The 26,389-nt window shown below is 44.8% G+C and carries 21 protein-coding genes; 8 read left to right on the plus strand and 13 right to left on the minus strand.

Annotation, left to right across the window (positions count from 1 at the left end):
- From MSSIT_RS05635 to pta, 5 genes are all read right to left on the minus strand, one after another.
- Nucleotides 1-849 (minus strand): hypothetical protein, encoded by an 849-nt coding sequence (locus tag MSSIT_RS05635; RefSeq protein WP_048170718.1) that lies wholly within the window; start codon nucleotides 847-849, stop codon nucleotides 1-3.
- A gap of 5 nt (nucleotides 850-854) precedes the next feature.
- Nucleotides 855-1,475, minus strand: a complete 621-nt coding sequence (locus tag MSSIT_RS05640) for a helix-turn-helix transcriptional regulator (RefSeq protein ID WP_048170719.1) — start codon at nucleotides 1,473-1,475, stop codon at nucleotides 855-857.
- A gap of 426 nt (nucleotides 1,476-1,901) precedes the next feature.
- On the minus strand, nucleotides 1,902-2,654 hold the full coding sequence (locus MSSIT_RS05645) for an acetate--CoA ligase family protein (protein WP_048170720.1): 753 nt from the start codon (nucleotides 2,652-2,654) through the stop codon (nucleotides 1,902-1,904).
- A 480-nt stretch (nucleotides 2,655-3,134) separates the two neighbouring features.
- Entirely contained in the window at nucleotides 3,135-4,361 is a 1,227-nt protein-coding gene (locus MSSIT_RS05650) for an acetate kinase (RefSeq protein WP_048170721.1), read from the minus strand.
- 118 nt (nucleotides 4,362-4,479) lie between these two features.
- Entirely contained in the window at nucleotides 4,480-5,481 is a 1,002-nt protein-coding gene (gene pta, locus MSSIT_RS05655; RefSeq protein WP_048170722.1) for a phosphate acetyltransferase, read from the minus strand.
- 254 nt (nucleotides 5,482-5,735) lie between these two features.
- Here pta and MSSIT_RS05660 point away from each other — a divergent pair, with 254 nt between their 5' ends.
- The 6 genes from MSSIT_RS05660 (at nucleotide 5,736) to MSSIT_RS05680 (ending at nucleotide 14,713) form a co-directional block, all read left to right on the plus strand.
- Nucleotides 5,736-6,302, plus strand: a complete 567-nt coding sequence (locus MSSIT_RS05660) for a flavodoxin family protein (protein ID WP_048170723.1) — start codon at nucleotides 5,736-5,738, stop codon at nucleotides 6,300-6,302.
- A 240-nt stretch (nucleotides 6,303-6,542) separates the two neighbouring features.
- Nucleotides 6,543-8,312, plus strand: a complete 1,770-nt coding sequence (locus MSSIT_RS05665) for a chloride channel protein (RefSeq protein ID WP_048170725.1) — start codon at nucleotides 6,543-6,545, stop codon at nucleotides 8,310-8,312.
- A gap of 158 nt (nucleotides 8,313-8,470) precedes the next feature.
- Nucleotides 8,471-11,932, plus strand: coding sequence for a HEAT repeat domain-containing protein (locus MSSIT_RS05670; RefSeq protein WP_048170727.1), 3,462 nt, complete (start codon nucleotides 8,471-8,473; stop codon nucleotides 11,930-11,932).
- A gap of 102 nt (nucleotides 11,933-12,034) precedes the next feature.
- Nucleotides 12,035-13,075: a methylcobamide:CoM methyltransferase MtaA gene (gene mtaA / locus MSSIT_RS05675; protein ID WP_048170729.1), complete on the plus strand. Its 1,041-nt coding sequence runs from the start codon at nucleotides 12,035-12,037 to the stop codon at nucleotides 13,073-13,075.
- A 306-nt stretch (nucleotides 13,076-13,381) separates the two neighbouring features.
- Nucleotides 13,382-13,516: a hypothetical protein gene (locus MSSIT_RS25220; protein WP_269430111.1), complete on the plus strand. Its 135-nt coding sequence runs from the start codon at nucleotides 13,382-13,384 to the stop codon at nucleotides 13,514-13,516.
- Nucleotides 13,517-13,582: 66 nt separating this feature from the next.
- Nucleotides 13,583-14,713: an adenine nucleotide alpha hydrolase family protein gene (locus MSSIT_RS05680; protein ID WP_048170730.1), complete on the plus strand. Its 1,131-nt coding sequence runs from the start codon at nucleotides 13,583-13,585 to the stop codon at nucleotides 14,711-14,713.
- Between the two features lie 260 nt (nucleotides 14,714-14,973).
- On the opposite strand, the gene MSSIT_RS05685 is transcribed toward MSSIT_RS05680, so the two are convergent.
- The 4 genes from MSSIT_RS05685 to MSSIT_RS05700 form a co-directional block, all read right to left on the minus strand.
- Nucleotides 14,974-15,306 carry a vWA domain-containing protein gene (locus MSSIT_RS05685; RefSeq protein ID WP_048170731.1) on the minus strand — a complete coding sequence of 111 codons (333 nt, stop codon included), beginning with the start codon at nucleotides 15,304-15,306 and terminating at the stop codon, nucleotides 14,974-14,976.
- A 649-nt stretch (nucleotides 15,307-15,955) separates the two neighbouring features.
- On the minus strand, nucleotides 15,956-16,720 hold the full coding sequence (locus MSSIT_RS05690) for a cytochrome b (protein ID WP_048170732.1): 765 nt from the start codon (nucleotides 16,718-16,720) through the stop codon (nucleotides 15,956-15,958).
- 12 nt (nucleotides 16,721-16,732) lie between these two features.
- Nucleotides 16,733-18,523 (minus strand): nickel-dependent hydrogenase large subunit, encoded by a 1,791-nt coding sequence (locus tag MSSIT_RS05695; RefSeq protein WP_048170733.1) that lies wholly within the window; start codon nucleotides 18,521-18,523, stop codon nucleotides 16,733-16,735.
- Nucleotides 18,523-19,686 (minus strand): hydrogenase small subunit, encoded by a 1,164-nt coding sequence (locus MSSIT_RS05700; RefSeq protein WP_048170735.1) that lies wholly within the window; start codon nucleotides 19,684-19,686, stop codon nucleotides 18,523-18,525. The genes MSSIT_RS05695 and MSSIT_RS05700 overlap by 1 nt, the downstream gene beginning before the upstream one ends.
- Before the next feature lie 589 nt (nucleotides 19,687-20,275).
- On the opposite strand from MSSIT_RS05700, the gene MSSIT_RS05705 reads away from it, so the two are divergent.
- The gene (locus MSSIT_RS05705) at nucleotides 20,276-21,232 is read left to right on the plus strand and encodes a peptidoglycan-binding domain-containing protein (protein WP_048170737.1); all 957 of its coding nucleotides are present in this window, start codon (nucleotides 20,276-20,278) and stop codon (nucleotides 21,230-21,232) included.
- A 16-nt stretch (nucleotides 21,233-21,248) separates the two neighbouring features.
- Here the strand turns inward: MSSIT_RS05705 and MSSIT_RS05710 are convergent, their stop codons facing one another.
- The 4 genes from MSSIT_RS05710 to MSSIT_RS05725 form a co-directional block, all read right to left on the minus strand.
- Nucleotides 21,249-21,734 (minus strand): hydrogenase maturation protease, encoded by a 486-nt coding sequence (locus tag MSSIT_RS05710; protein WP_048170739.1) that lies wholly within the window; start codon nucleotides 21,732-21,734, stop codon nucleotides 21,249-21,251.
- A 108-nt stretch (nucleotides 21,735-21,842) separates the two neighbouring features.
- Entirely contained in the window at nucleotides 21,843-22,655 is an 813-nt protein-coding gene (locus MSSIT_RS05715) for a formate dehydrogenase subunit gamma (RefSeq protein ID WP_048170743.1), read from the minus strand.
- 14 nt (nucleotides 22,656-22,669) lie between these two features.
- Nucleotides 22,670-24,457 (minus strand): nickel-dependent hydrogenase large subunit, encoded by a 1,788-nt coding sequence (locus MSSIT_RS05720; RefSeq protein WP_048170745.1) that lies wholly within the window; start codon nucleotides 24,455-24,457, stop codon nucleotides 22,670-22,672.
- 7 nt (nucleotides 24,458-24,464) lie between these two features.
- Complete coding sequence (locus MSSIT_RS05725) at nucleotides 24,465-25,616, minus strand: hydrogenase small subunit (protein WP_197080370.1); 1,152 nt, start codon at nucleotides 25,614-25,616, stop codon at nucleotides 24,465-24,467.
- Between the two features lie 280 nt (nucleotides 25,617-25,896).
- Between MSSIT_RS05725 and MSSIT_RS22935 the strand changes: the two genes are divergently transcribed.
- Entirely contained in the window at nucleotides 25,897-26,049 is a 153-nt protein-coding gene (locus tag MSSIT_RS22935) for a hypothetical protein (RefSeq protein WP_156158798.1), read from the plus strand.
- Nucleotides 26,050-26,389: the final 340 nt, after the last annotated feature.

A 26,389-nucleotide genomic window follows, 5' to 3' on the forward strand; every position in this document is an offset into this window, starting at 1 on the left:
TCACCTGCCCTCCTCCTGAGCCGGAATATGTAATTCGGCAGATGTTACCTGATCCTGCCATCTGGATGTTATATTCAGCAGGAAGCGATCCCCGTTTTGCCCGATAATCACAATCGGGATAGGCTTATATGGATCTCCTGAGGGTTTATCATGCGCAATTTCCACAATTGCATATGGATAACCTGGCCAGGCTCTTAGGGCACTTTTATCCTGGCCGCCCACGGAATAAAACTCGGAAGATGTAAACACAGTTTTCCCTGTTCTTTCGTTTGTCACTGTTAAGTTAGTACTCACTTTGTCTGCAGAGCTCAGCCCGTAATTTATAAGGTAGCCATAAACCTTATACACATCAGAGGTATTTCTGCGTTCAAGTTCATTCTCAAGCTTAAGATGTAGTTCAGGAAGCGGGATATTTACAAGATAAGTGTCTTCGTCCAGAAGTCTGCCATTCTGAACTACCCTAACCTTTACAGGGTATTCTCCCGGAAGCTTATACCCAAGCCATACACTGACTGAGTTATTTCCATGAACAAGCCTTATCGGCCTCTGAAGAGAAACTGACCCTTCATCCCATGGACCTGTGGAATTATCGGAAATTACCAGCCTTGATGTTGAGTAGCTCGTCCCAGTTTCATCCACAAAAGCGTTCTCAATCTCAAGCCAAATATCCACGGGCTTTAAACCGTTATTTTGAAGCGTTATGTTCAGCTTTCCAGGGTCACCGGCCCCGAAAGGAGAAGCATACATATCAGTAATTTTTACATCGGCCCCACTTCCATAGTACCATAACCCACCCAGAACCAGGACCAGTAAAATGACTGAAATTGAAATTAGAGTACTTTTCTTCATTTCATTCACTCCTCAGCCTCGCTATCCTGAAGCTCGTCAGCTATCGAAATACAGTTGGTAAGTCCGTACTTTTTCTTTGTTATTATGCCTCTTCTTTCCAGATTCATGAGAACCCTGGAAACCTTGGCTTTGGAAAAATCAAGAGAATTTACGAGTTCGTTCTGGAGAATTCGTCCTCCTTTTGCTACAATAAGTCCAACAGCTTTTTTTTCATCTCCTTCAAGGGCTCGTAAAAGAACATCAGTTGGGCCGATGTTAGACCTCTCGAATTGAGGCTTTTCAATAAAGGCATTCTCAGGAGAGACTTCAAATCTACGTTCCAGAACCTCAAACTTCTCCTCTCTGTCTTTTTCTGCCGCAAAATTGAGAGCCTTTACCTGAGCTGCAGAGCCCGTTGCGGAAAAAACAGGTTCCTGAAGTCCTGAAGACCGCAAAACCTGAGCCAGAGCCAGCCCTCCCATAAACCCGGAGAAAAGAAGGATATACGCTTCTTTTACCGTGTACACATATGGTATATCTATAACTTTGAATGCGTCTCCATCAAGCTGGATCACCACCGGTGAGTCTTCAAGCAGAAGATCAATGGCGACAATGCTTGACAGGAGCAGGATACCCACAGCCAGCACGAATCTTTTTCGTTCCTGGATCGTACTACCACCTCATTAACTACCTCCAGTATGTACGAAACAAATGTTATAATTTTAGTTTGACCTGACCCCAAGACGTCTCAGAATTCTGAAACCACCCGTAACCGATAGTGAAATATTATTTTGGGCTGACATATTGAAAAATAAGAGAACCAGCCATAAATGTGACAGGGAATGGGCCGGCTGATAAAAGAATAATGATAAATAATATACAAATAGGCCAGATGAAAATACTGGAAAAACGAGAGAGAAGAAAAACCGGCAGGTTATGGAGAAGTTAGGAAAAACAAAGGGATAAAAAAGACCGGCTCTGAAAAGAAGAAATCAACTTGATCTTTCAGTAAAATGCGTATTTTTATTGTAAAGTTTGGGCCTTCCTCAAAGTAACAATTTTTCTCAAAAGTATCAGTTTTTCTTTAACTTAAGCCTCATGTCAACTGCACAAGCTCCTGTTCCTTCTTCCAGAACCATCATGGGATTGATCTCAAATTCTTCAATTTCCGGAAAATCGCAGACAAGCCTTGAAACTCTTAAAATGGCATCAATCAGAGCATCAATATCCGAAGGCTTTTCCCCCCTGGCTCCGGCGAGGAGCGGGTAGGTTTTAATCCCTGTGACCATCCCCCTTGCTTCTTCTTCGTCCACTGGGGCAATTGCAAACTGCACGTCCTTGAGGATCTCCACATAAACCCCCCCAAGCCCGAACATCAACATGGGCCCAAAGGTCGGGTCCTGAACCATCCCGATAATTACTTCTTTTCCGCCTGAGAGCATTTGCTGCAGCTGGACCCCTTCAAGAACCGCATCAGGCCTTTTTTCAGGGATGTTTTCCATCATGTCGCGGTAGGCAGCCCGCACCTCATCTCCGTTTTCCAGGGAGAGCCTGATCCCTCCGACATCCGATTTGTGGGAAATCTGCGGAGAGACGACTTTCATCACAAGAGGATAACCAATCTCTTCTGCAACTCCGAAGGCTTCCTCTTCAGTCTTTGTAAAGGCAGTCCTTACTGCAGGAATACCATAAGCTTTCAGAATACCAAAAGATTCAAGGCCCAGCGTGCACCGCTCAGCCTCTCGTGCAGCCCTGAGAATTTCAGCTGCCAAAACTCTGTCCGGACCGGATTCCGAAAGAGAAAGGTCTACCTGTTTCATAGCCATAAGATACCCTTAAGGATAGTTATCATTTAAGAGAATAAATTTCATATATAAGTTATAAAATTCTGGATTCCGCGGTATTAAAGCTAAAGAGGTTTCTCGCTTTCTACTTACAAGCCCCGAAAAGTCCATTTTAGCTAACAGAATAAAAGACAAACCGACAGCCTGTCTAGCCACCCGTTGAAAGACGTGAAAAGAAAAACTGATTTCCCGTGTAGAGTGTAAGGAAAGATACGATATAGTGAATAAGGTTGCGTGGATGAAAAATCTGTAACTCAGTTTACCTGAATCAGGGAAAATAACATTCATTTGCCAAGAAGTTAGTCCTCTTGAGCAAAAATATCTTAAAAACACATCAAGTAGTCCGCTTGAGCGCAGCGAAACGGACCGCGTACTCCCGAGGCGCAATTCGGGAAAAAAAGAATAAGAGAGGCAAAGGAAAAATATCCTTTACCATCAGATCCAACTAGATTGGTATTGATTTTAGATTGGAACCGATTTTCGCAGTTTCATTTCAGTTTCACAGATTTCCTTTGTGTCCCTTGCAATGGAGAGTTCTTCGTTAGTCGGGATAACGAGTACCCTGACTTTTGCTTCGGGAACACTGATGTCAATTTCCTGGCCTCTGATCTTGTTCTTTTCTTCATCGATCTGGATGCCAAGACCCTCAAGGTCGGAGAGGATTCTCTTTCTGATACTTGCACTGTTTTCTCCGATTCCTGCGGTAAAGACTACTGCATCTGCACCATTGAGCACGGCTAAATATTCGCCTATGACCTTCTTAATTTTATACGCAAAAATTTGAAGGGCAAGTTCTGCTCTCTGGTTACCCTGGGAAGCTGCTTCATCAAGGTCCCTGAAGTCATTGCTGAGCCCGGATACTCCAAGCACACCTGACTTCTTGTTCATGAGGGTGTCTATTTCTCGGGTTGTAAGGCCTTCCTTTTCCATAACGAAGGGGACTACTGCAGGGTCAATCGAACCGCACCTGGTGCCCATTGCAACTCCTTCGAGCGGGGTAAAGCCCATGGTAGTTTCAACGGATTTTCCGCCATTAACAGCCGTAATGCTTGAGCCGTTTCCGAGGTGGCAGGTGATAACCTTGGTTTCTTCTATGGGCTTTCCGAGCATAGCAGCAGCCCTTCTGGCAACATACATGTGAGAAGTACCGTGGAAACCGTATTTTCTGACCCCATACTTCTCATACAGATCGTACGGAAGAGCATACATATAGGCATATGCCGGAAGTGTCTGGTGGAATGCCGTATCAAACACAACAACCATCGGGACGCCAGGCATGATCTCCTGACAGGCAGTAATTCCCATCATGTTCGGAGGGTTGTGTAGAGGAGCGAGTTCAAAGCAGTCCTTGATTGCCTGTTCTACGCTTTCATCAACCAGAGCTGAGGCAGTGAACTTTTCCCCACCGTGCACAACTCTGTGCCCGACTGCATTGATTTCATCCATGCTTTTGATGACACCGAACTCGGAATCCGTCAGAGCATTGACGACCTCCTCAAGGGCTACTTTGTGAGTGGCAAGGTCTACCTGTTTTTCAAATTTCTTTCCATCAGACCTCTTCTGAGTGATGATAGAATTATCAATACCAATCCTCTCACAGAGCCCTATTGCAAGAGGGGACTCGTTTGTCATATCAATTAATTGATATTTAAGAGAAGAACTCCCTGCGTTTATAACCAGTACTTTCATTTGTAAACCCCAGTTCAATCCATTGTATTCAAATCACGTTTAGAGTTTCCCGGTAGATAAAACCGGATACATAATAATATGTATGAAAGTTAATAAAACGCTTCCGAAAGATTTTCGATTATTTGTCCTGGGCGGCAGCCTGGACACAGGTAATTGCAACGGCACCAACAATATCTTCGTCGCTACATCCTCTGGACAGGTCGTTAATAGGCTTTGCCAGCCCCTGGGTGATAGGACCGTATGCTTCAGCCTTGGCAAGCCTTTGAGCGATCTTGTATGAAATATTTCCAGCGTTCAGATCGGGGAAGATAAAGACATTGGCTTTGCCTGCGACAGGACTTCCGGGGGCCTTTGAAGCTGCAACTTTGGGGACAATTGCTGCGTCAACCTGCAGTTCACCGTCGATTGCAACATCAGGAGCAAGTTCCTGTGCAAGCTTTGTGGAAGCGACTGTTGCCTCGGTCAGTTTGCTGTGTGCACTTCCCTTGGTAGAGTAGGAAAGCATTGCAACATATGGAGTGTCCTGAACCAGCAGTTCGAAGGTCTTTGCAGAAATAACTGCAATGTTTGCAACATCCTCTACACTTGGCATTTCGACCATGCCGGAGTCGGCAAAGAGGAATGTCCCGTCGGACCCGTATTCACAGTCGGGTACGGCAATGATGAAGAAAGCGGATGCAAGTGCTGCTCCTGGAGCAGTCTTAACTATCTGGACAGCAGGTCTCAGGGTGTCTGAAGAAGAGTGGGCAGCGCCTGATACTACTCCGTCTACTTCTCCGAGTTTTGCCATCATAACTGCGAAGTAAACGTAATCGCTCATAACTTCAGCTGCACTTTCGAGGGATATACCTTTGTGCTTTCTCAGCTCATAGAAAGCGTTAATATATTCATCTTTTTTCTCATATGTTTTAGGATTAACAATTCTTGCTTTCGAGAGATCCAGATCTCCTGCGAGCGCCTTAATGTCGGCTTCGTCACCGACAAGGACAACATTTGCAATACCTCTTTCAAGGATCTTGGCAGCTGCCTGGAGGGTCCTTATATCCTCAGTTTCAGGTAAAGCGATTGTCTTGTTAAGTTTCTTTGCTCTTTCACTGATCTTCTCTAAAAATGTTACCAATCAACCAACCTCCTATATAATTAGAGTAATTTAAGTTAGCTGGGTTTTGATATATAAATTTACGTAAAAAGCATAGAGAAATATATAAAAATAAAAAATATATATTTCGTGCTCTCGTTATAAATATAAGTCAGGATATGAATCCCAAAATATACAAATATTTGAGAGAAGTTTACACCAAAGGTGTAAGAATTTAAAACAATTATTATGAATATAAATGACAAATTGTATAAAAGAATTCCGGAATGATACGAATGAAAATATTAGGGATATCAGGCAGCCCGAGAAGGGGGCAAAACTGTGAGAAAATGATTGGAGTTGCTCTCAAGCTTGCAAAAGAAAAGGGATTTGAAACCGAGACCTTTTTTCTCTCAAACAAGGATATTGCCCCCTGCAAAGCGTGCGGAACCTGCAGAGAAAAAGATTCCTGCGTGATTGATGACGATATGGAAAAAGTTTATGAAAAGATGAAGGCAGCCGACGGCATAATTGTTGCAGCCCCCGTATACATGGGAAATTACCCTGCCCAGCTCAAAGCTCTTTTTGACAGGAGTGTCCTGCTTCGCCGCAAAGACTTTGCACTCAAGGATAAAGTTGGAGCAGCTCTTTCAATCGGAGGCTCAAGAAACGGAGGCCAGGAAAAAACCATTCAGTCCATTCACGACTGGATGCACATTCACGGAATGATTGTGGTCGGAGACAACGCCCACTTCGGCGGAATTGCCTGGAACCCGGCAGAGGGAGATGCCGTAGGGATGCAGACCGTTTCCGAAACTGCAAAGAAACTCTGTGATGTACTGGAACTTATTCGGAAAAAATAGATAAATAACTTAGCGCATAAATTTAATAATTAGAGAGAGAATAAAAGAAAAAATATGAATTTTAGAGGAGGGGGCTGGACGAAAAACATATTTATATATTTTTAAAAGATACATTTAAATAAATGCTCGAAATCTTCTGGGGCAGAAAAAGATTTTCCGGAAAATAAAATTCGGAACCCCGAAGATTTGTTTTTTCAAAAAGATTTTTAAGCACAAAAAATTACCTCGAGGCGCGAACATTTGGAAGTTGGTCCAGAGTCCAGATTCAGACTCCACAACACAAAAGAATACCCAAAGCTAATGGAGTATATCACCCGATTTGATACCGAAGCTACAAGGGTCAATTCAATTGCAATTTTAATCGGACTCCTGACAGGCCTCGTAATAGGAGTTTATGACCGCGCCCTCCAGTACAGTAATACTCTTTTCGGAATGCAGCAGGGATTCTCCTTACACGACTTCCCATACTATTATGTAATACTCATGCCCGCCATAGGAGGGCTGCTGGTGGGGTTAATCTCCCACTATCTGATAAAAAAGAGATACGGCGTAGAAGGGCTCATAGAAACCGTAACCCTCCGCGGAGCAAGGATCAAGCTCAAGGATACTTTTCTGGAAGTTTTTGCTTCGATAATCACAATCAGTTCTGGAGGTGCCCTGGGAAAGGAAGCTCCGGGGGTACTCGCCGGGGCCGGGACGGGGGCTCTTTTGGGGAGAATCCTGAAAAGCCCGGAAAGACAACTCCAGACCCTCCTTGGTTGCGGGGCTGCCGGTGGGATTGCAGCTGCATTCAGCGCTCCGCTTGCAGGGGTAGTTTTCGTAGTAGAAGTGATTTACGGGGAGCTTGAAACCAGGACTTTCATTCCGATAGTTATCTCCTCGGTCTTTGCAACTCTGGTCTCAAGCACGCTTTTCGGGATAAAGCCTATCCAGATATCTCCCTACCAGCTGGTGAGCCCCTACAAAGAACTAGGGCTCTACCTTATCCTCGGCCTCCTTGCGGGGATCGTCTCGACAATGCTGATTCGGACACTCTACTACACAAAAGACCTTTTTTCGAGAATCCCCCTCCATCCGGTCTTCAAACCTGCCCTGGGAGGGCTTGCCGTGGGAGTAATCGGCCTTTTTTACCCCAGAGTCCTGGGGATGGGTTATAATGTAATAATGGATGCCCTGAATAACGAGTTCACTTTCCAACTCCTGCTGATCCTGCTCTTCCTGAAAATCATCGCCTTTTCCCTGAGCCTGGGCTCTGGAGGTTCGGGAGGAACGATTGTCCCCTCCCTTTTCGCTGGTGCGATGTTGGGAGGAGCTTTCGGGACAGCCGCAAACGTACTGTTCCCGGGGACAATAGCCGAGTCAGGTGCCTATGCAATGGTCGGGATGGGGGCAGTCTTTGCCGGGACTGCCCGAGCTCCTCTTACCGCTATCCTGATTCTTTTTGAGATTACCAGGGACTACAGTCTCATCCTCCCCCTCATGTTTGCCTGCGTACTGAGCAACGTAATGTCCAATGCCATTTATTCCGAGTCCATTTTTACGGAAGGGCTACGCAGGAGAGGGTTCAAAATAAGGAAAGGCAGGGAAGTCGATATCATGGTATCCATGCTTGTAAAGGATGCCATGGTCACACACGTCCAGACCGTCTCCGAAGAAAAGAACGTGGGCACTCTCATCGCCCTCATGCAAGCAAGCCGTCATGCAGGTTTCCCGGTCCTTGATTCCAAAGGCAAGCTTTCAGGGATAGTGACACTCTCAGACCTCCGGAGCAAGGTAAAGTACGGAGAAGTCGACAAAAAGATAGGGGATATAGCCACCCACGATGTGGAAATCGCCTACCCCGATGAAACCCTTGAAGCAGTCCTGAAACGCCTTGGTTCAAAGCAAATAGGCAGGCTCCCGGTCGTGGACCGCATGGACAAAACTAAACTCCTCGGCCTCATCACCCGAAGCGATATTGTGAATTCGTATAATAAGAAAGTCGTGGAAAAAGTCCGGGACACCGACTGAAAACAACAGCCTGTAAAAGCCCCGGACAAAGAACACAGGGTAAACTGGAATTAAAAGATTCCTGTAAAACATGAATAACAAAAAGAGAGTTTCTCATGACAAAAAGGATAGAACTGAAAAGAAAATGGGGATATTCTTTATAAAATTGGGAGAACTTTATGCAAAGAGCTGAAGGAAATTCATGCGGGGACGCAGAAGAATATCTGAAAAACATAATACTTGAAGCTGCAGGTGAAATGCCTGATCTCTATATTGAAATGTCTGCAAGAGAAATACTACCTATCACGCGCCGTATTTTTGAGGAGAATACTTTTCTTGCCCATGAATTCAAAATTTCCCAGCTTGTAGAAAAAGAAAAGCGCCTGATAATTTACGGAGAAGCAGGTTCGGGAAAAACGAGTACTCTCAAGTGGCTGAATACCACCTGTGCCGGAGAATATCTCGAAAAAAAAGAAGAATACATTCCTATTTATGTAGCCCTTGATTCTTATGTTAAAGGTTCTTTTTATGCTTATTTGAAAGCAAAAACAAAAGAAAAAGGGGTTATGGAACCTGCTTTCAGAGAATTACTCGAAGGAAAAGCCCTGCTGCTTTTAGACGGGCTTGACATGCTCAGATCTTCCGAGAGCTTTTCACCCCTTGACGAAATTTCCGATTTCATTTCCGATCATGAAGACTGCAGATACGTTATCGCCTCAAGATACGGCCCCTCTGGAAGTATAAAAAGTACATTTGCCGTTTGCGAGCTTGAGAAATTCTCAGATGAAAAAATAGGGCTCTTTATAGAGAGTTCCGTCCCTAACAAAAGGCAGGCAAAAATTCTGAAAAACAGAAGCCTGAATAAAATCAATTCGCATCCTTTTCTCCGAAATCCCCTGCTGCTCAAACTCTGGATTAAAACTTCAATCGCTCGAATGGGGATGATAGGACAAAAGAGATTTAATCACGAGTTTGCTTCTTTTGACCCTGATTATATCCCCTCAAATCGGGCAGAACTTTACCAGGTTTTTATTTCAGAACTTTTCAGGAATTCCGGGATTAAAGAAGATCTCTTCAGTTCCGAAAAGATACTCTCCATGAAAAAAGGCAAAGATATGGAAAACTGCGGTCCGGGAAGCAGAGAGTCGAAAAACCCTGAAAAACTGTCTGACAAAAGTACTCAGAGAACAGACTCGGAAGAAGTGGATTTCGAAAGAATAGAGATTGAAAGTTTTCTAATGGACCTGGCATTCAAGCTCCAGTGCGAGCACACGCTTTCCTGCAAGTACGGATATGCCCTTAAAACCGCAGAAAAATATACAAAACAAAATCCTACAAAACAAAATTCATCCGGAAAAACAGAATCAAAAAAAACAGAAGCAAGAAAGCTTCTCAAGGCCTGCTTCGGGCCGGGGCTCCTGACCAGAGACCATTCAGAAGTAAAGTTCGGGATAAATCGGGACCTTCAGGAATACTTTGCAGCTTTAAAGCTGAAACAACACTTTGAGCAGGGGATAGGGATCTCAGAAGCATTCGGGCACCCCGGATGGGAAAATGTTGTAATATTTATCTCGGAGATGGTCGAATCGGGAGAAGAACTGGTAAACTCCATAATTTTAGACAAAAACCCGGAACTTGCTTCAAAATGTGCCACTAAGATAAGCCTCGAAACAAAAGAAAAATTATGTTCATTACTTGCCGGAAAACTGGACAGCAGGTACACGCTGGAAAAAATGAGAGTGATCCGGAGCCTGGGCAGGCTTGGAGACTGCGGAATTGAAGCCATTTCAGGAGTGCTTGAACACGGGAATACGGGAGTGAAAAGAGAAGCTGTAAGGGTTCTCGGGGAGACAGGATCGGAAATGGCCCTTCTCCCCCTAACAGCCGCATTTGGGGATGAGGATTACTCTGTGAGGATCGAAACCGTAAAAGCTCTCAGTATGATAGGGACGGAAAAAGCTGTCGACCTGCTGACGAACGCACTGGCGGATAAGAACCGGGCTGTCCGCCTGGAAGCAACCAATGCACTGATGCGGATAGAGTCAGAAAGGGCTCTTGAAACTCTTGTTTCCGCACTTGGAGATAAAGATGATTTTGTCCGTTTTGGGGCAATGGGAGCTCTGAGCAGGGCAAATCCTCAAAAAGCGGCAGCCCCTCTCATAAAAGCATTTAAGGAAGAGAATAAACTTGTTCGATGGGGAGCTGCCGAGGCCCTGGGTCAGATGAGATCGGAAAGAGCTGTTGAACCATTCATGGATGCCCTGCAGGATGAGGACGAATTTGTACGATGGATAGCAATAAAGGCACTGGGGACAATAAAATCGGATAAAACCCCTGATACTTTTATCTGTACACTTGATGACAAAAGCCACTTCGTCCGAAGAGAAGCAGCAAAAGCACTCGGAGTGTTAAATTCGGAAAAAACACTTGATCTCCTTGTTTCCGCGCTTTCGGATGAGAACGAATTCGTAAGAAAGGCGGCAGCTGAAGCCCTCGGAGAGAGAGGACCCGAAATTGCAGGGTCAAAAACAGCTGTTGACGCACTTGTAAAGAGGCTCGGTGATGAAAGCCACCTGGTTCGGCTGGAAGCGGCAAAGGCACTCGGAATGGCAAGATCCGGGGAAGCTGTTGTCCCTCTTCTTCTGGTACTGGGGGATGAAAACCGATTTGTCCGAAAAGAAGCAGCAAAGGCACTCGGGCAACTGGAATCTGAAAAAGTCCTTGAGCTGCTTATTCATGCGCTTGAGTCAGATAACCATTTCATGAGGCAGGGAGCAGTAAGAGCCCTGGGCCAGATAAGTTCTGAGGAGGCGAGTTCTGAGGAGACTCGGAACCAGATATCGGATAAAGTTTTCGACATTCTTGATAATGCCTTTCAGGATGAAGATAAGTTTGTAAGGAGGGAAGCAGCCAGAGCTCTGGAAAATATATCCGGAAACAGGCCTGAAAGAGCTTTTCAGTCCCTGATTAATGCGCTTGACGATGAAGATGAGGAAGTCAGAAGGCTGCTGGCCGGAGTACTGGGGTGCCTTGCTTCCGAGACAGCTGTTCCCCGATTAATCGATTCCCTCAAGTCCAAAGACGAAAACGTGCGGCGTTTTGCAGCTGAAGCCCTCGGGCAGATAAGATCTGAAAAAGCCCTGGAACCCCTGATAGATACCATGCTTTTTGATTCATCCGGGTTTGTGAAAAGGGAAGCTGCCCGGGCTCTTGGCAAAGTAAAATCCGGAAAAGCCGTGGAACCTCTTATTGATGCACTCCTTAATGAAAACAATGAAGGCAGATGGGGAGCTGCCGAAGCCCTGGGCAGGATTAAAGCTGAAACTGCAGTTGGACCTCTTATTCTTGCTCTTGCCGATAGAGACGACTTTACACGGTTTGCTGCGGCAAAAGCTCTTGGCAGGATAAAACCCAAAAAAGCTATCGAACCTCTGATCAATGCACTTTATGACCGGAACCGCTTTGTAAAAGCAGAAGCTGTCGTAGCCCTCATTAAAATTTGTACGAAAGAAGATAAAGATCGGATGCAGGTATTACTTGCTTCAGAAAATGAGCTTGCAGCAAATCTCGCGTTCGAAATCCTGGAAGAAATTGAAATGCAGGAAGTATCGAAAACCCGCCTGTTTCCGGACTTGCAATAACTCCAAAAAAGGAACAGATTTGAATGAAGCGATAAGAATAATTTAAAGAATTTTAAAAATCAGTTCAAAAAATATCATTTTTAAAACATCGGAGCCAGAAAAATGGAAAGAAATCTCAGGAAAAATTTTCTTAACGCTCTTCGCGGAAATCCAGTTGACATGACCCCTGCCCTGTCCGTCACCCAGACCGGAACCGTTGAACTGATGGACCTGACCGGCGCCGCCTGGCCGGAAGCTCATTCAGACCCGGAAAAGATGGCAACCCTCGCCCTTGCAGGCTACGAAATTGCAGGCCTTGAAGCCGTGCGCTACCCCTACTGCCTGACCGTGCTTGCCGAAACCATGGGCTGCAACGTGCGGATGGGCACGAAAGATATCCAGCCCTCAGTCCTGTCCCATCCTTTTTCCGGAGGTCCGGAAAAATTGGAAGTCCCTGAAGCCCTGCTCGAAAAAGGAAGAATTCCCACCGTCCTCAAAGCAACCGAAATCCTTGCAGCCCGGACAGGCGGAGAAAACGGGAAAGAAGAAACTCCCCTCATAGCAGGGATGGAAGGGCCCCTTACTGTTTTTACCCACCTTGCAGAAGTCAAGAATTACCTTATCTGGACCATCAAAAAACCCGACTACGTCAGTGCCTTCATGGAGACCTGCACCGAGATCTGCATCGAATACGCAAACGCCCTCTTCGACTGCGGTGCAGACGCCCTCTCCATGCCCGACGGCGGGATAGTAGGCTCAAGAATGATGCCTCCTTCGGTTCTTGAAAACTCCGTCAAACCCTTCTACGAACGCCTCTGCAAAAAAGTAAAAGGCCCCGTAATCCTGCACATCTGTGGCGATGCCGGAGATACCCTGGGAACTCTTTCGGAATGCGGTTTCGAAGCCATCAGCATCGAAGAAAAAGTCAGCCTGAAAGCCGCAAAAGAAGCCATTAACGGCAGGGCAAGGTTAATAGGAAATGTCTCCCCCTCAAGGACCCTGCTCTTCGGAACCCCTGACGCCGTGAAAGCCGAAGCAAAGCAGTGCCTTTCCTGCGGTGTGGATATCCTTGCCCCTGGCTGCGGGATTGCCCCGAGGACTCCGCTTGCAAATATCAGGGCGCTTGTGGAAGCTAGGAATGAGTGGTACGGGGAGAAGAAATGAAAAATATGAGAGGAAAAATATGAGAGGATAAAAAGTAAGCAGAAAATTCAGACCAGCTTTTTAGCTGTTCTTTAGATATTTAAGTAGAACCGTATTAAACGGGCACCTGTTCTATTACATAACATAAAATTCCTCAATGTTCACATTTCGTGAAGCATTTAGACCTGTCAAATACCAGGAAAATCTTTTTTAAGTCTCCTATTTAACCAAAAAAGTTACGAATTCGATGAATAAAGCACCGACGGATATACCCTCAAGTTATTATAAAAAATAATTGATATTAAGTATATTTATACTATAATATATATGATTGATTATGAAATTAAAGAAGTTCCAAATTTAAAAATAGTTAATTTTAAGTTCATTTATGCTATTATATATATGGGGGATTATAAAAGTAAAAAAGTTCCAGATGAAACTAAAATATTAAACCGTTTTTAATCCAGCTTCAACATAAAGTTATAAATTATTCAAAATTAGCAAAGTGAATCATGGGGTGGGGGAGTTATGACAGAGAATGAATACTTGAAAAGATGTAGCAGGTGTATATTACCTGAAACAACACCAAACATTATTTTTGATAAAGATGGTGTTTGTAATTTTTGCCGTTCTCACATAAAAGTCCAGTATGAAGGGGAGCCAAAACTTAGGGAATTATTGCACTCGCATCGCAAAGATAGCAACAAATATGATTGTGCCATAGGAATAAGTGGCGGGCGGGATAGCAGTTACGCACTCCTCAAACTTGTAAAGGATTATAACCTGAAAGTTCTGGCAGTTAACTATGAAAATCCGTTTACTGACCCCCAGGCTAAGACCAATATTGAAAATGCTGTAGAAGCGTTAAATGTTGACGTTGTTAGTTTCAAATTGAAGAATAATATTCATGAAAAAACATTTAAACATAATTTTACTTCATGGCTTCGTAAACCGTCTCCTGCATCCATACCTATGATGTGTATTGCCTGTAAATTGATTCTTCCGAATGTGATTAAATGCGCAAAAAAGTATGATGTGAAATGTATAGTTACAGGAGGCAATCCATATGAATACACATCTTTTAAAAGAGAATTACTGAATGTTTCAACAGACGAAACTTACACGAAGATCTTAAAAAAAAGTTTTGGCGTAAAAGGGTTTGGAGGAATTGCGGGTGAAATGTTAAATAACCCTATGTATTGCCATCCGATGTGTATTTCCACAATGATAACAGGATTTTTGTACGGGAACCCTTACAGCTTCGGACCCAAATTTTTGTCCCCGGATATTGAGTTTATAGACATATTTCACTACATTCCCTGGGAAGAAGAGGAAGTTTTGTCAAGAATCAAGAAGGAATTGAACTGGGAAAGCCCGAGAAGGTTCAGTTCATCCTGGAGATTTGACTGCACTGTAAGTCATTTAAAAGATTTTATGTATCTAAAAACCCTCAACATGACAGAAAAAGATGATTTTTATTCCAAAATGGTAAGAGAAGGCCTGATTACCCGGGAAGAGGCTCTCATAAGAATAAAAGATGAAAACAAACTGCATATGGATGAAATACGAAAATTACTTGACAGTAACGGAATCAGCGATGTTTCCCACTTAAAAATGGATAAAGAGGAAATAATTAGGAAAGAAATACTGGCCGAATAAGTCGGATAATTTTTCATCAAGTATATCAAAAACAATCTATTTCTTAAAGGCTGGTAAACCTTATTTCGAGGCCTGAGTCTGGAACTGGCATTTCCCGTCCGGGTTGAACCTCAGGAGTACGCAGTCCTTTTTTACTGGCTCAAGAGGACAAATTAAAGGCTTGTTATGTAAAACCTTTAGTCGCTGTAACAAACCGCTGTTGTCACGTTCGACGCAGCAGATCGGTATTTACTAAGAAAAAAATCAAAGAAACAATCTCGCTATTGTTCTGTAATCGGATCGCTGAATAGTTGGAAGTATTGTTTGCCGTTATACTCGACTAATTTGCCGGCTTCTTCCCCATCAAGCAACCCACCTACATCAGTATCTGTTGGTTCAATTTCTCCTGAGATCGTACGGAAGACATCCGGCAGGTCTTCAGCGGAAGATACGGGAAAATACTGGCCGTCGGCGGATGTTGCGATGTTGGTTAACAGAGCACTGTTGACTCCACTGCCAAGACCAATAGTATAAACGGTGACATCATTATTTATTGCCTGCTGGGTGTAATAATCGCTGTAAGAACCCTGACCATCGGCAAGCAGGATTACCATCCAAGCTGAGATCCACTATAGGGCTCAAAAGTATAAAAAGAGGATTAAAAGAAAGAAAAGAAAGAGAAAAAATAAAAAGCCGAGTTTTCAATACGGGCCCTGAATTATCAAACATTTGAGAGCAACCTCAACCACAAATAACCCTAGCATCACCATCAAAAAAAGGATAAAAAGGTTGAGGATGATCTGCCCGACTTTCGTTCTGACTGAAACCAGTCCATACATGCATATTCCCATATATTAATTATATCGGAAACAATATATAAACATTTGGAAATTTTCATACTTATTTATATATTAATATATGACAAAATATAAAAGATGGAAATAAGACATTTTCCTGCCTTTTTTAATTGATTCCCGGACAAAATACCCCCATTAATCACCAATAATATGTATTTCTATGGCCATTATCGTTTAGATATATCTATTGTATTCTATTGTGTCTATTAAGCGAATTAATTCACATGTATCCTTTAACATGTATCCTTTATTATCTTTGATTAACCTTTATTATTTTCCAATAAGTCCAATAATTCTGTTCTTATTAGCCGTTATTAGTCTCTATTAAACTCATAAAGTCCGTTAGTCCTATCCTTATCAGCCATATCAGCCTCTATCAAACTCATTAAGTCAAGTAGTTCAGTAATCAATCATCTTCCATTACCCTGACAAAATTCCGATCTGACAAATCTTCCTTTCCGGACCAGAAGATCGCTTTGTGATATTTCCATACGTCCGGGTCAAACTCAAGAATGCCCACGTGGACAACAAGCTCAAAGACAAACCAGTAACCTGCAAGCAGATGCACAGTACGGATCAGGCTCAGCGCATTCACGTTAAGCAAAGACGTAAAATACCAGGTTATTGAAAGGATCCATTCGGATATAGGGAGCCCTAGAGGAGCCCAGTTAATATCGTAAAGCACTATTCCTGTTATGGCAATAAGGGCAATTGCGGTGCTTTCGAAAATAATCAGCAGCTTGAGCACGGGATGGAGTTTTGTAATGTAATGCCCTTCTCGTTCATCATAGAGAGTAAAAGCAGGATATCTGCCTTTCCCGAAAAAATTCCTTATGATGCCAAAAAGGCGTTCTGCATCCTCCTCTTCGAATATGTAAGCTTCCCTGAAATGATCTATCCTGGACCTGACACACCATCTCTCCCCCTTGCAGGAAAAAATATTATAAGGGACAAGGATCCAGTTCGCGGCCAGAAAAAAAGGAACCGCAATCATATGAATCGCCCGGGCAGTCTGAAATGCCATGAAATCCCAGCCGAAGTAGATCCTGAACCCCGTGATCAGAAGGATAAACATGGCAAGCAGGTGAACCAGGTGAGTAATCCTCTCAAGCCAGGTATAGCGCTCAACTACCATCTTTCCTGAAGCAGGTTTCTCAGCAGACCGTACCATAGCAATTCCCCCTTAAAGCACCCTGATAGTATGCTCCGGATGCTTTCCGGTTCTGTCGATTGTATGGACCGCACAGGCAAGGCAGGGATCATAGGAGCGACCCGTATGTAAAATCCCGAGAGGGTTTGCATAGTCAACACCCAGGGCATTTTCCGCAGCCGAGATTTTTGTGCCTATGAGGGCCTGCTCAACAGGACCGGGAATTCCCCGTGAATTCCGAGGAGCAAGGTTCCAGGTACTCGGAACCACGGCCTGATACAGGGTAACCATCGAATCCGAACCTGTAGCAATCCAGTGCCCCAGAGCTCCTCTAGGAGCTTCCCACAGGCCCATTCCTGTCGAATTCTTTGCCATCGAAAGATCGGTGTGCACTGCCACCTTTGCCCCCGCCTCAAGATCCTGCAAAATCCATTTCATCAGTTCGGATATCATTACAAGGACCTCCTGCATCCTTGCTATCATGCGGGTATAGTTGTTTACGGGAGAATAGCCGTTTTCCCGGAAAGCCTGAACCAGTCCGGTTGTAAGGGGCTCTCCCATAATCATGAGGCGGGCAAGCGGCCCGACTTCACAGGGAATACCCCCATAATTAGGGGCCTTTGCCCAGGAATAACGGCTTTCCGAACCTTTTGTGTAATCGATTTTGTCAGGATCCCTTTCAGGAACCGTAACTCCGTTCCATGGAGGACGGTCTCCTTCCTCGTCAATGTAGAAAGAGTGATTAATGCTTTCAGAGATTATTCTGTAGTCGAATTCTTCAAGTTCCAGATTTCCGTTCATATACCCGGATGGGATAACCCTGTCATCAGCAGGGCTTGTGGGGTCATACCCATCCCCATTTTCAGGCTTGAAGAAAACTCCGTAAGAAAGAAAACCTATCTTATCTGGATCAGGATAAGCTCCTGCCCGGTCCATTTTCATACTGATGGGCAGCCCGAGAAGCTGTTCTCCGACCAGTTCCGAGCCAAAAGCTGCAAAAAGAGGAACATCTCCCCAGCCAGAGGAGTGGGAGAAGTCATTGCTCACAAGGGAATTATCCAGAAGCTCCTGCAGGCGTTCCAAGACGAAATTGACAGCTTTTTGCGGAGAAGAAGCTTTGTAAGTATTTTCAATCCAGGTGTCGGGAGAGAGCCCAAGAGTAAATGCCTCAACAAACTTCGCAGTTTTTTCAACATAAGCTGCAAGCTCATTGATATCTGCAATCGTCGGGGAATAAACAACTCCTCCTACATGCTGTAAAACGGCATGAGGCATTTTGCCTGCAACAAGAGAAATGGCATCATGCATATTACGCTGTTCCCCGATGGCACCGAGGTAAGAAGATCCGGCAGGATAACGTATTCCGTTAAACTGATTTACTATAGGCATAAAACGTCCGGCCAACTCTCCCCACACTGCATTTCCCGTATCTCCGTATTGCATGAGGATATCATGATAAGCCGGGTTTGCAAGGTCAGGGCCCCAGAGTATATAGATGTGGGCTGCGTGACTGGCTATGAAATTCAGACCCTGATGAATATTTCTCATCACAAGAGCAGTTTGGGGTACTTCTTCGACTACTCCGAAGAGTTCATCCAGAGCATTTGCTGCAGCTATGCTGTGGCTAACCGGACAGACCCCGCAGATCCTCTGGGTTAAAAGGGCCGCATCTCTCGGGTCTTGATTCATAAGAAATTTCTCAAAACCTCTAAGGAGCAGAGCACTGCTCTGGGCATCGGTAATCACGCCGTCTCCATCGACTTCAGTATTAATCCTATAATGTCCTTCAATTCTGGAAAGGGGATCTACGGTTACCTGTACCATTACTTTTCACCTCCGGTCTTCCCGGAAATATTCTCTTCCGCAACTTCCTCTTTTTCCCCAGGTTTTTTCAAAACAGTCCTTCTTAAAGCGTGGACACCTGCAGCAAGAAGTGCCCCTCCTATTGCCACACCTGCCACAGTATCAAGATGCGTCCCGACAATTCCGGCATCTTCACTTTCCACGAAAAAGGGCCTGGTACTGTCCGGGAACCCCGGCTGTACGCAGCCTATACAGGGAGACCCTGCCTGCGGACAGAAAGATTGGTGTCCGTTCCAGTGACGAGTGGCACAATCAGCATGGGTATACGGCCCTTTACACCCCAGTTTCCAGAGGCAATTCGGTCCGCCTACTGTCAGGTCAAGCTCCCCGCGGTCATAATATCCGCGGCGTGGGCAGTTGTCGTGTATAACATGATCCGGAGGGAAGAAAACTTTCGGTCGGTTCCATCTGTCCAGCACGTAAGGGAGATCATCAGGCACCTTGATTTTTCCCAGGACAACCGCGCTTATTGTCAGAAATACCCAGTCGGGGTGAGCAGGACAGCCGTTAATGTTGATAACCGGTTTATCAATTCCGAGCAGATCAATGATTCCTTTTGAAGAATCTTCCATCGTAAAAGCGATCCCACGGTGGTCAAGAAGTTCTTTGACATCACTTTTCGCAGCATTTACTCCACTGTTAGTAGCACATTGCCCGATTGCTATAATTACCGAGGCGTTTTTTGCAGCTTTCTCGTAAACTTCCTTATATGTCCTGCCTCCGATTACCAGATATTTACCCGTACCATCAGGCCCGTTCGGGACTCCACCTTCAGAAATAAAAACATATCCTTTTTCATTTTCCAGAATCTCATCCAGCAGGAGCTCAGAGTTCAGATCACTGGTATTTGCAGGTTTTCCGTCTACGAAAATTCCCTGCTGCATCATCAGGATTTCCTGATAGAGCAGATTGAGGTTTAAATATTGGAGCAGTTCTACGATATCGGGTGTCCCTCCGTCAAGCATTGATATGCTGCAACCGCTACACTCTACCCCATGGAGCCACAATACTTTAGTTTCAGAAAGTTCAAGGGCTTTTGCCAGATCACTTTTATAGGTCTGCAAAAACAGCGAAGCTCCCAGTACCCCGACGGCTTTTATAAAAGTCCGACGGTCCATTTTCATGAAGTCGAGATTTTTAAACTTTTCAAGTAAAGATTCTTCACTCGTTCGGCTTCCCCCGGAATAATTAATATTTCTTTATATAGAGATATAATAAGAAAAAGACGCTATTGTATTAAAAGACTATTATGGAAAAGCCTATTTCAGCCTTGAATAACCTGTTAAGCCCCAGAGATCGAAGATAACTTTTTTCGAGTTCCTGGTTTTCGTCCACCGGTTCGATGGGAAAACTATACCTCTCCCAGCTCTTACGCGGATAAGTTCTGAAGAAAATTAAATATTAATTAGAAAGAATATTTACAAATATATCAAATTTAAAAGAATTCTTCTTTAACCTGACATACGGATATATTACCGCCATCCTGTAGTCTATTACTTATTCCGTTACCTATTAGATTTGCTTTTCAATTTGTCGAAATATCCCGACTACAGTTAAAATAAATATAGTTTTTCTAAAGATTTATATATTTTAATATCTATTTTATATATTGAGATATATATTGAAATTTTAAATTTAGTATTTGTAGTTAATATAGAAAAAAACAAGATACACTACATATCATGAGATAGAATTCATCAAGTGGGGTATGATATGACTATTGGGGACGGTCACGATTTAAAGTCGCGGATATTTGCAGGCGACGAGGTTTTGCAGGCTTGCTATGACAACGAAAGGGTTCTTCAAAGAGGAGACAGCGGTTCTGCAGTGAAGAAAGTTCAGGAAGCTCTGATGATTCTTGGTATTCCCGTGCCAAAAGTCGGAGCCAATGGCGTCTTTGGAGGCGAAACCGAGATAGCTGTCAGAAGTTACCAGGAAGCGCGAAGGTTGAAAGTTGATGGTATAATAGGAGCAGAGACTATAGGCAACCTTGACTCAGAATTTTACACCGGACCCCCGGAGCCTTCGACTTCACCATCAACGGAACCTCAGATGTCAAAGATTTCAACTCCATTAAAACCGGAATCTCCGGTCAGGTCACCAAGGGCGTCTACAGTTAGACTGGAGGGAGAATCCCCAGTTGAGCCGAAAGTACCTCCCGTCCCGCCTGTAAAGGAACCAAAAGTTCCGTCTGTGGAGGCAGTTCCGGGCCTTAAACCTTTACCCCCGGTCAAAGAAGTACACGTACCCCCTGTTCCATCGGTACGGGAAGTTTCGGCCAGACCAGAACATACCCTCAGGCATGTCAAAACAAAGCCGCCTTCAACTGCACCTTTCGCTGCACCTGTGACTCCGGAAATCCCCCCGGTTAACAGCCAGGGCCGCAAATTCCACTCTTCAGGGATATGGAACGAGGATAGTTACCTTGAAATTCAGGGTGGTCAATCGATGCACTTTAAGGTAAAAAATCTCCATGTCCATGCGTCAACTATCCGGATAAAAGCCGAGAATGGAGAATCCCAGGGTGCCACGATTCAAGCTCAAGACGCTGCCGATTTCGAGTTTTCCATAGCTGGTAAAGAGCCACTTGACTGGAGATTTGACATAGAAACCGATAGCGATACGGCTTTACTGGAGTGGTATCTCTACAGTAACTGGGTACCGGAGTAAACAAAAACAAAAAAGGTCAAAGTAGAGAAGAGATCTCTTTCCTGATAAGCCTTATAGCTTCATCCACAGCCCCGAGGACTTCAGGACTGATATCCCTGGAGAATTCAGTAGCCAGCTCTCCGATCTCTATCCCTATTACCACGATTTCCGGAAGGTGCTGCACCTGCTCTCCAATTCTCAACACATCGGTAATTGTGAGATCATGAACCGAGACCAGGGTGTGAAGCTCAGTGCCCTCTATCAGGTCCCCGCCTTCGATGCGGTGTACCGAACCTTTCCGGTTGCCGGTCAGGACTGCATCGACGATTATGACTTTGCTTGCCCCGTCGAGCAGGTTCAGGAGATCAAGTCCACAGACCCCGGCATCCGCGATATCAAGCCCGTCAAGTCCGTCAAGTTCCGTTTTTTTAAGGGCTTCGATAACTTTCAGGCCAATTCCGTCGTCCCCCATCAGCGGGCTTCCACAGCCCAGAACCCTCACAGGAGCATGTAATATAGGCATATTCTCACTTTTAAGGTGCTATTGGTTTTAAATCATACATCTGCCTTACAGATTTTTCCGTTTTTTTCGAACATGCCCATATTACGGTTTACCGATTTATTCCGGAAATTACTCCTTTAAGGCTTCAGGAGCCTTTTCTGACGAGTCGTGCCAGAGCTCGCTGTCAGGAAGGTGTTTTGGTTTGGGTTTAACGATTTCTGCGTAGCGGGAATCTGAAAGGTCCTCTTTTCCGGACCAGAAGATTGTCTTGTGGTGCTTCCAGACATGCGGGTTAAACTCAAGGATACCCACGTGAACAACCAGTTCAAAGACAAAAAAATAAGTCATTAACAGGTGGAGAGCCCTGTAAAACTGCAGGGAAGACATATTGAAAGCAGGTGCAACCAGGTCTCCTGCCGAAAGGATCCATGACCCTATCGGGAGTCCTAAGAGCGCCCAGTCAAGCCTGTAAATGACAATGCCTGAAACGGCGATCACAAAGATGGCGGTGCCTTCAAGCACGATAAGGATCTTCATTAAGGGGTGGAGTTTGGTCTTATAGTGTCCCGACACCTCATCATAAATGGTGAATGCGGGGTACTCACCCTTTCCGAAGAAATTGAGAATTATTGCCTTCAGGCGCTTGGCATCTTCAGGGCCAAAGACATAATGGTCCATGAAATGTGCGATTTTTTCCTGAACCCCACCTTCGGTTGCAGAGAAGATGTTGTACGGAATAAGGATCCAGTTCACTGCAAGCAGGGCAGGAACCGCGATCATGTGAAGGGCGCGGGCATTATGGAAACTCATGAAGTCCCAGCCTGCGTAGATTTTAAACCCGGTAATGATGAGCAACAGCATCGCCGCAGCGTGTATGGTATGAGCCGTCCGGTCAAGGACGGTATAACGCTCAACAACCATCGGGTTGTCTTTGGGTTTCATTCTGGATCGCCTCCTTATACTATTCTTAAAGTACGTGGAGTATTTTTCCCGGTAAGGTCAATGGTGTGAACCGCGCATGAAACGCAGGGGTCATAGGACCTACCGATATGAAGGATGTTAACAGGATTGGTGTAATTGACACCAAGAGAATTTTCTACGGCATTGATCTTTGCCCCTATAAGGGACTGCTCAAGAGGTCCGGGGACACCTGCACTGTCTCTTGGAGAGAGGTTCCAGGTACTCGGAACAACCGGCTGATAGTTAATGACCTTTGAGTTGCTGTCAGTGGAGACCCAGTGCCCGAGAGCCCCGCGCGGAGCTTCCCAGAGGCCCATTCCCGTAGAGTCCTTGGCCATCGAAAGATCAGTATCAACAGCGATCCTGCCGTTCGGGTCGTAATCTTCAGTTACCCATTTAAGGAGCTCGTTTGCGATAATTGCGGTTTCCTGAATGCGAGCCACCATTCTGGTATAGACGTTGGCTGCAGAGTAGCCGTTCTCATTAAAAGCCAGAGCAAGGCCGGTCACAAGGGGCTCTTTAGCTGCAAGCATACGTGCAAGAGGCCCTACCTCACAGGGGATGCCTTCATATCTCGGAGCCTTGCTCCAGGAGTACCTGCTGTCGGAACCCTGGTCAAAGCGGATTGCGTCAGGATCGGTTAACGGGTTTGTCTCACCATTTGAGGGATGGAGGTCATCGGTATCTTCATAGAAAGCGTGAGCAACACTCTCTGTAATCTTGCTCGCGTCGAGGTTCTGGTACTCGAGGTTTCCGGTTACAATACCTGAAGTCAGGAAGCGGTCACCTGCAGGGCTGCTCGGATCGTACCCGTCTCCGTTCTCGGGGTTGAAGAAGCCACCATATGCAAGGAAATCGATTTTTGAGGGGTCGCTGTATCCGCCTATATTATCGTGTTTAAGGCTTGCAGGAAGCCCAAGCAGGGTTTCTCCGACAAGTTCGGAACCAAAAGCCGCATAGAACTCCGTATCTCCCCAGCCGGCTTCCCTGGAAAAGTCATTTGAGGTTACGGATTTGTCAACAAGGCCTGTGAGGTGTTCTACCACGAAATTCACGGCTTTCTGAGGAGAGCTTGCCTTGTAGGTGTTTTCAATCCAGGTATCAAAAGGAACCCTCAGGGTGTAACTGGAAACGAAGTCCATTACCTGGAGATAATAAGAGGAAAGCTTGCCAATATCTGCAATATTTGGCTTGTAAGTATATCCGCCCGGATAGGATGTGACCTGGTGGGGCATTTTGCCGCCAATTACTGCAATGGCTTCCTGAAGGCGTTTCTTTTCAGGAATTGCTGCAAGGTAAGAAGACCCTACAGGCACGGATTCCCCATCGATCTTGTAGCTGATAGGGGCAAACCTGCCGACCATTTCTTTCCAGACTGCAGTTCCGGTCTCTCCGAGGGGAGTGAGGACATCCCGATATGCAGGATTTGCAAGGTCAGGGCCCCAGAGAATGTAGATATGGGTTGCGTGGCTTGCAAGGAAGTTGAGAGCCTGGTTAATGTTTCTTGCTACAAGGGCATCTTTTGGAATAGTGTCAGCCACCCCGAAGAGGTCATCAAGGGCGTTGGCAGCGGTAAGGGAATGAGAAGTAGGACAGACCCCGCAGATCCTCTGGACAAGAAGGGCAGCGTCCCTTGGGTCCTGGTTCTGCAGGATGCGTTCAAAGCCTCTGAACATGAGGCAGGAACTCTGGGCATCACTGATGACACCATCGGCATCAACTTCAGTGGAAAGGCGAAGATGACCTTCAATCCTTGTTAAGGGGTCGACTGTAACGTTTACCATTTTTTACTCACTCCCCTTTCATTCTCCGAACAGCGTGTACGCCGGCAAGGACGGTAGCAGCTCCGACTGCGGCTTTGGATAATGTGTCAATGTTTGCACCAAGCAGCACACCCTTGTCTTCAGCTTCAACATAGAAAGGTCTGGATGAGTCAGGGAAGCCGGGTTCAACGCAGGCAATACAGGGGGAACCTGCCTGAGTACACATACTTACGGAACCATTCCAGCGGCGGATGGCACAATCTGCATGAGAATAAGGAGCTTTGCAGCCTAATTTCCAGAGGCACTTTTCACCGCCGATCTGCTCATCGAACTCTCCGCGGTCATAGTAGCCACGGCGCGGGCAGTTTTCATGCACTGTGTGGTCTGTTGGGAAAAAGACAATGGGTCTTCCGTACTGGTCAAGGACTGTATCAAGGTCATCGGGAACCTTGATCTTGCCAAGGATTACAGCACCTACGGTAAGGAGAATCCAGTCAGGGTGTGCAGGACAGCCTGGGATATTAATTACGGGTTTATGGATCCCGAGCTCTGTGAGCATGCCTTTAGAGCTGTCTTCCTTTGTGAAAGCCACTCCCCTGTAATCCGTAACATCGGCGATGGCGCTGTCAGCACAGGTGATTCCTCCATAGGTAGCACAGGTTCCGACTGCAAGTATAGCATTGGCATTTTTTGCAGCTTTTTCAAAGAGTTCTTTGAAGGTCCTGTTCCCGATAACGCAGTAACGCCCCGAACCATTAGGCCCGTTTGCAATTCCGCCTTCGACGACAAGGATATAGTTGCCTTCTTCGATGAGTTCGTCAACGAGAAGTTCGGAGTTAAGTTCAGAGGTATTTACAGGCTCGCCGTCCACAAAAAGCCCCTGTTGGGCAAGAAGAGTTTCATGATAAGCAATGTTGACATTGAGCTTGTTGATTGCCTGAATAATATCAGGATTGCCTCCGTTTAAAATGGATTCAGAACAGCCAGTGCATTCAGCACCGTGAAGCCAGATAATCTTGGTTTCTGCAAACTCAAGTGCACTTACAATCTCTGTTTTATAGGTGCCAAGAAAAGCAGTTGCTCCAAGAGCACCTACAGCCTTCATGAAAGTACGCCGGTCCAGCTTTAAAAAATCGAAACTATCCAGTGTACGGGTAAGGTTTTTCATTCCAGTACTCATCTCTACCACATCTTGTTTTTTGCCCAAATCTTAATACGAATGAAAATCTGAATAAATGCGTATTAATTATATATATGTGAATATAAATATACCAACAATGTTTTCAATGAGGGAATAGTATTTAAGGTTTTTTACACAAAAAAATTAATATATTAATACTGTCAATGGAATTTATTTAATATAATAAAAAATATAATAATTAAATGAAATTAAAAATAAACATTGATATACCCAATAAAGAAGTGAAAAACGAATTAACATTATCGGTTAGCCTTAAAAAATGATGGAATCGCTTCCATTTCAAAGGGATTTTCTACCCGAAAAGTTAAAGCTAAAATGTGAAAAAATAAGGCTGAAAAGGAGATATTTTTTAGATACAATAAATAAAATAAATACAAAATCAATAAATCCCCGGGAAAACAAAAAAATATAAATGATAACTATACAATGGTACGAAATAATATTTGCCATCATAAGTATTTTTAAGCCTGGAGTTTCAGTTCCAGGCGTATTCTGTTGTTTTACTAACTCTTGCCTATTATTGCCCACTTGTATCCCCGAGAAGTCTGAGCAAAATGAAAAAGGAGTATATGGGAAACGGGCTATTTTGTAATGAGCAATTTCCCATTCGCTAACCCCCAAAACAAACATTGTAATAATTTATTCTCAAAAGAACAATCAAATTTAATCCAGAGATCAAATTTAATCCAGAGATCAAATTTAATCCAGAGATCAAATTTAATCCAGAGATCAAATTTAATCCAGATAAGAGT

The sequence above is a fragment of the Methanosarcina siciliae T4/M genome, from assembly GCF_000970085.1.
Lineage (GTDB): Archaea > Halobacteriota > Methanosarcinia > Methanosarcinales > Methanosarcinaceae > Methanosarcina > Methanosarcina siciliae.

What these genes read in the sequence shown, in the direction of transcription:
- MSSIT_RS05635 (WP_048170718.1), bottom strand. Translation starts at nt 849, where the DNA reads ATGAAGAAAAGTACTCTAATTTCAATTTCAGTCATTTTACTGGTCCTG.
- MSSIT_RS05645 (WP_048170720.1), bottom strand. Translation starts at nt 2,654, where the DNA reads ATGGCTATGAAACAGGTAGACCTTTCTCTTTCGGAATCCGGTCCGGAC.
- MSSIT_RS05650 (WP_048170721.1), bottom strand. Translation starts at nt 4,361, where the DNA reads ATGAAAGTACTGGTTATAAACGCAGGGAGTTCTTCTCTTAAATATCAA.
- MSSIT_RS05660 (WP_048170723.1), top strand. Translation starts at nt 5,736, where the DNA reads ATGAAAATATTAGGGATATCAGGCAGCCCGAGAAGGGGGCAAAACTGT.
- MSSIT_RS05670 (WP_048170727.1), top strand. Translation starts at nt 8,471, where the DNA reads ATGCAAAGAGCTGAAGGAAATTCATGCGGGGACGCAGAAGAATATCTG.
- mtaA (WP_048170729.1), top strand. Translation starts at nt 12,035, where the DNA reads ATGGAAAGAAATCTCAGGAAAAATTTTCTTAACGCTCTTCGCGGAAAT.
- MSSIT_RS25220 (WP_269430111.1), top strand. Translation starts at nt 13,382, where the DNA reads ATGATTGATTATGAAATTAAAGAAGTTCCAAATTTAAAAATAGTTAAT.
- MSSIT_RS05680 (WP_048170730.1), top strand. Translation starts at nt 13,583, where the DNA reads ATGACAGAGAATGAATACTTGAAAAGATGTAGCAGGTGTATATTACCT.
- MSSIT_RS05685 (WP_048170731.1), bottom strand. Translation starts at nt 15,306, where the DNA reads ATGGTAATCCTGCTTGCCGATGGTCAGGGTTCTTACAGCGATTATTAC.
- MSSIT_RS05690 (WP_048170732.1), bottom strand. Translation starts at nt 16,720, where the DNA reads ATGGTACGGTCTGCTGAGAAACCTGCTTCAGGAAAGATGGTAGTTGAG.
- MSSIT_RS05695 (WP_048170733.1), bottom strand. Translation starts at nt 18,523, where the DNA reads ATGGTACAGGTAACCGTAGATCCCCTTTCCAGAATTGAAGGACATTAT.
- MSSIT_RS05700 (WP_048170735.1), bottom strand. Translation starts at nt 19,686, where the DNA reads ATGAAAATGGACCGTCGGACTTTTATAAAAGCCGTCGGGGTACTGGGA.
- MSSIT_RS05705 (WP_048170737.1), top strand. Translation starts at nt 20,276, where the DNA reads ATGACTATTGGGGACGGTCACGATTTAAAGTCGCGGATATTTGCAGGC.
- MSSIT_RS05710 (WP_048170739.1), bottom strand. Translation starts at nt 21,734, where the DNA reads ATGCCTATATTACATGCTCCTGTGAGGGTTCTGGGCTGTGGAAGCCCG.
- MSSIT_RS05715 (WP_048170743.1), bottom strand. Translation starts at nt 22,655, where the DNA reads ATGAAACCCAAAGACAACCCGATGGTTGTTGAGCGTTATACCGTCCTT.
- MSSIT_RS05720 (WP_048170745.1), bottom strand. Translation starts at nt 24,457, where the DNA reads ATGGTAAACGTTACAGTCGACCCCTTAACAAGGATTGAAGGTCATCTT.
- MSSIT_RS05725 (WP_197080370.1), bottom strand. Translation starts at nt 25,616, where the DNA reads ATGAGTACTGGAATGAAAAACCTTACCCGTACACTGGATAGTTTCGAT.
- MSSIT_RS22935 (WP_156158798.1), top strand. Translation starts at nt 25,897, where the DNA reads ATGATGGAATCGCTTCCATTTCAAAGGGATTTTCTACCCGAAAAGTTA.